The sequence below is a fragment of the Rhodococcus sp. O3 genome, assembly GCF_048897285.1.
GTDB lineage: Bacteria > Actinomycetota > Actinomycetes > Mycobacteriales > Mycobacteriaceae > Rhodococcus.
Genome location: NZ_JBMBTE010000223.1, coordinates 1 through 4,382, shown reverse-complemented (window position 1 = coordinate 4,382; position 4,382 = coordinate 1). Strand labels below are relative to the sequence as shown.

Genomic DNA, 4,382 nt, shown 5'->3' with positions numbered 1-4,382 from the left:
CGCGCGGGACGCTCGACGCTGCGTGCGCGGCCGCGGTCGCGGCGTATCCGCTGTCCGCGGTGGGACGGGTCGACCAGTCCCCCACCGGCAGGTCGAAGATGACGGCTCCCGGGACGATCGGCACCACGAGCGGTGATTCGCCGTCGACGCCCATCACGATGCCGCGACCGTGTTCCTCGAGCCACCGCATCACCCCGTCCGCGGCGGCAAGCCCGTAGGCGCTGCCTCCTGTGAGCAGCACCGCGTCGACGCGCTGCACGGAATGGCTGGGGTCGAGGAGGTCGGTTTCGCGGGTGCCGGGTCCGCCGCCGCGGACATCGACGGCCCCGATCGCGGCCCGGTCGGCGAGAACGACGGTGCACCCGGTGGCGGCGCCGGAACCGGGCACGCCGGGTGCGGCCACCGTGACGGTGTCGTCGAGGAGGTGGTGGTGTCCGACGCGCAGGCCCGCGATGTCGGCGAGGGAATCGGTGGGGCCCGGCGACAGCGTCGGACTCACGGCAGCAACGCCTGCACCAGCGAGTCCTGCATCCAGGTCAGCCAGTGGTAGACGTCGAGGTGCGGCGCGCGGGGATCGTCCTCGTCGAGGGTGTCGGGGGTGTCGGCGTCGATGCCGAGGGTGGTGCCGAGCGCGAGGCGCACGTCGTTGAGCCCGTACAGCCAGGCTTCGGCCTGCTCGGGGTTGAGCACGACCTTGCCCCCGGATTCGGGGACGGTCCGCAGGATCACCGCACCGGCGGCGAGTTTCGCGTCGATGATGTCCGGTTCGTGGAGGCTGCGCAGGGCACCGTTGAGGTCGGCGGCCTCGTCGTCGGGATGCTTGGTGCTGTCGGCGTCGGGACGGTGGAAGTCCGGCAGCAGCCGCGCGAGGGCGGGCACGTCGGGCGGAGTGGAGTTGCCGGTGCGCAACCCGGTGATCACGGCGAGATCGTCCTGCGGGGTCTGCGCGGCGCGTTCCTCGAGCATGCCGAGCACCGAGGCGACCAGGGATCGCAGGACCGTCGCTTCGTGCGCGTCCATCTCGGACCGCAGTTTCACTCCGCTGAGCGAGTTCTTCCTGCTCCACTGACGCACGTCGGCCGGCTCCTCCTGTCGGTGCTCATTCGTCGCGCTGCATGGTGGCCCACAGGCCCGCCGCGTGCAGGCGCTGGACATCGTGCTCCATCTTGTCACGCGACCCACTGGAGACGACCGCTTTGCCCTCGTTGTGCACTTTGAGCATCAGCTCGGTGGCCTTGGCTTTGCTGTACCCGAAGAGCTTCTGGAAGATGAACGTGACGTAGTGCATCAGGTTGACCGGATCGTCCCAGACCACGGTGACCCAGGGCCGATCTACCGCCTCGATTTCCTCGACGATCTCGGCTTCCGCCGGCATCGCCTGACCTGCCGCCATCACCTGGACGTCGAACGGGTTTGTCGTGGAACACGGCGCCATGTTTCCAGGGTACGGCGTTCCCGCGCGGCGAAAAACCCGCCTCGGCATCCGCAATCTAAGGTGATCGGGTGGCTGCAGACCGTATCTACTCGAACACCACTGGCCCCGTGAGCACCGCGCTGTTCACCGACATGTACGAGCTGACGATGCTCGAGGCGGCGCTCGCGGACGGTACCGCGCATCGGCCGTGCGCGTTCGAGGTGTTCGCGCGGCGACTGCCCGCGGGCCGTCGCTACGGCGTCGTCGCGGGGACGGGCCGGCTGCTCGACGCGCTCGCTTCGTTCCGGTTCGGTGACGCCGAGCTGGACGTCGTCTCCCGGTTCCTGTCGCCGTCGACGGTCGAGTGGCTGCGCGCCTACCGCTTCTCCGGCGACATCGACGGCTACGCGGAGGGTGACTTCTACTTCCCCGGGTCGCCGATTCTGTCGGTGCGCGGCTCGTTCGCCGAGTGCGTGCTCCTCGAGACCTTGGCGCTGTCGATCCTCAATCACGACAGCGCGATCGCGTCGGCGGCGGCCCGCATGGTCAGCGCCGCGGACGGACGCACCATGATCGAGATGGGTTCGCGCCGCACCCACGAGGAGTCCGCGGTCGCCGCGGCGCGCGCCGCGTACCTGGCCGGGTTCGACTCGACGTCGAACCTGGAAGCGGCACGGCGGTACGGGATTCCGGCCGCGGGCACCGCGGCGCACGCGTTCACGCTGCTGCACACGACCACGGCCGGGCGCAACGAGGAGTCCGCGTTCCGCAGCCAGATCGAATCGCTCGGCGTCGACACCACGCTGCTGGTGGACACCTACGACATCACGGCGGCGGTGCGTACCGCGGTCGAGATCGCCGGTCCGCAGCTCGGCGGGGTCCGCATCGACTCCGGTGATCTCGGTGTGCTGGCGCGGCAGGTCCGCGAGCAGCTCGATTCGCTGGGTGCGACCGCCACGAAGATCGTCATGTCCGGCGACCTCGACGAGTACGCGATCGCGGGACTGCGCGCCGAACCGTGCGACGTGTACGGCGTCGGGACGTCGGTGGTGACCGGTTCCGGCGCCCCGACCGCGGGCATGGTCTACAAGCTGGTCGAGGTCGACGGCATCCCGGTCGAGAAGCGCAGCGCGCACAAGCAGTCGCGGGGTGGCGCCAAGCGCGCGGTGCGGTTCGCGCGGCCGACGGGCACCCTCACCGAGGAAGTGATCTACTCGGCGCACCTGCCGGCACCGGCCGGTGAGGGCACCGCGCGGGAGCTGATGGTGCCGCTGGTGCGCGGTGGCGAACTGGCCGAAGGGCTTCCTACCCTGGAAGAGAGCCGGGCGTTCCTGGCGGCCGGCTTGGTGAGCCTGCCGTGGGAGGGCCTGATGTTGTCCGAGGGCGACCCGGCAGTTCCCACCCGTTTCGTCGGTCAGGGGTGAGGACGATGACACGCGCTCTGCTCATCGTCGACGTACAGAACGACTTCTGCGAGGGTGGTGCGCTCGCGGTCGCGGGCGGTGCCGCCGTGGCGGCGGACATCAGCAACTACGTTGCCGAGAACTCCGGCCTCTACGCCCACGTGGTGGCGACCCGCGACCATCACATCGATCCGGGCGGCCATTTCTCCGAGGAACCCGATTTCGTCGATTCGTGGCCGCCGCACTGCCGGGTCGGGACGGCGGGCGCCGAGTTCCACCCGAACCTGGACCTCGAGCGGGTCGAGGCGGTGTTCTCCAAGGGTGCGTTCGAGGCCGCCTATTCGGGGTTCGAGGGCACCGGTGAGGTCGGCGAGTCGCTCGCCGACTGGTTGCGCGAGCGCGGGGTCGCCGCGGTCGATGTGGTGGGCATCGCCACCGATCACTGTGTGCGCGCGACCGCACTCGACGCCGTCGAAGCCGGTTTCGCCACCCGCGTCCTGTTGCGCTACACCGCGGGTGTGTCCGATGTGACGGTCGAGGCGGCGTTGGAGCGGCTGCGCGCGGCGGGCGTGGAACTGGTCGGTCAGGTCGGCGCACGAACCTGACGGTGGGGACCGATACCCTGACCCGGTGCCCGAACTCCCCGACGTCCCCGAACTCCTCCGGACCGCGGTACACGCGTTGGGGGGCACGGAGCGGCGCAACCAGCTGACGATGGCGTCGGCGGTCGCGCACTGCCTCGACACCGGGGAGCACCTGGCCGTGCAGGCCGGCACCGGTACCGGTAAGTCGCTGGCCTACCTGGTGCCGAGCATCCGCTATGCCGTGCGCACCGGGCGCACGGTGATCGTCTCGACGGCGACGATCGCGCTGCAGCGGCAGCTGGTGGACCGCGACCTGCCGCGCCTGGCCGACGCCCTGCACGAGTCGCTCGGGCGGCGCCCGCGCTTCGCGATCCTCAAGGGTCGCGGAAACTACCTGTGCCTCAACAAGATCCACACCGGACTGGCCGAGGAGCCGCCGGTCGGTGAGCAGCTGTTCGACGCATTCGCGCTCTCACGGATCGGCCGGGAGGTGCGGCGCGTCACCGAGTGGTCGTCGAGCACCGAGACCGGTGACCGCGACGACCTGACCCCCGGCGTGTCCGATCAGGCGTGGCGGCAGGTCAGCGTCACCGCCCGCGAATGTCTCGGCAAGGCACGATGTCCCGTCGGCGAGGACTGCTTCGCGGAGATCGCGCGCGCCGAGGCCTCCCAGGTCGACATCGTCGTCACCAACCACGCGCTGCTCGCGATCGACGCGATCACCGGCATCGCGATCCTGCCCGAGCACGATGCGGTGATCATCGACGAGGCGCACGAACTCGTCGACCGGGTGACCGGGGTCGCGACCGCGGAACTGTCCGGCGGCACGATCTCCGCGGCCGCGCGCCGCTGCACCAAGCTCGCCGAGGACGAGGACGTCGACAAGCTCGAGAGTGCCGCCGAGAACTGGGAGATGCTGCTCGAGGAACTTCCGCCCGGCCGGTGGGACGTGTTGCCGGACGGGGCCGCCGCCGCCCTCGC

At 70.3% G+C, this 4,382-nt stretch carries 6 protein-coding genes; 3 read left to right on the top strand and 3 right to left on the bottom strand.

Annotated features, from left to right (window positions below):
- From ACN675_RS27900 to clpS, 3 genes are all read right to left on the bottom strand, one after another.
- Window positions 1–499 (bottom strand): P1 family peptidase (locus tag ACN675_RS27900; protein ID WP_420753904.1); only part of this gene is annotated, 499 nt, incomplete at its 3' end.
- Window positions 496–1,074, bottom strand: coding sequence for a DUF2017 domain-containing protein (locus tag ACN675_RS27895; RefSeq protein ID WP_420753903.1), 579 nt, complete (start codon window positions 1,072–1,074; stop codon window positions 496–498). The genes ACN675_RS27900 and ACN675_RS27895, both read right to left, overlap by 4 nt.
- A 25-nt stretch (window positions 1,075–1,099) precedes the next feature.
- Complete coding sequence (gene clpS, locus ACN675_RS27890) at window positions 1,100–1,435, bottom strand: ATP-dependent Clp protease adapter ClpS (protein ID WP_420753902.1); 336 nt, start codon at window positions 1,433–1,435, stop codon at window positions 1,100–1,102.
- A gap of 68 nt (window positions 1,436–1,503) precedes the next feature.
- Between clpS and ACN675_RS27885 the strand changes: the two genes are divergently transcribed.
- The 3 genes from ACN675_RS27885 to ACN675_RS27875 all read left to right on the top strand — a co-directional run.
- Window positions 1,504–2,838, top strand: a complete 1,335-nt coding sequence (locus ACN675_RS27885; RefSeq protein WP_420753901.1) for a nicotinate phosphoribosyltransferase — start codon at window positions 1,504–1,506, stop codon at window positions 2,836–2,838.
- Window positions 2,839–2,843: 5 nt separating this feature from the next.
- Window positions 2,844–3,422, top strand: a complete 579-nt coding sequence (locus ACN675_RS27880; protein WP_420753900.1) for an isochorismatase family protein — start codon at window positions 2,844–2,846, stop codon at window positions 3,420–3,422.
- Window positions 3,423–3,447: 25 nt separating this feature from the next.
- On the top strand, window positions 3,448–4,382 hold a 935-nt coding region (locus tag ACN675_RS27875; RefSeq protein WP_420753899.1), incomplete at its 3' end, for an ATP-dependent DNA helicase.

Coding starts and splice junctions, on each gene's coding strand:
- clpS (WP_420753902.1), bottom strand. CDS start 1,435: ATGGCGCCGTGTTCCACGACAAACCCGTTCGACGTCCAGGTGATGGCG.
- ACN675_RS27880 (WP_420753900.1), top strand. CDS start 2,844: ATGACACGCGCTCTGCTCATCGTCGACGTACAGAACGACTTCTGCGAG.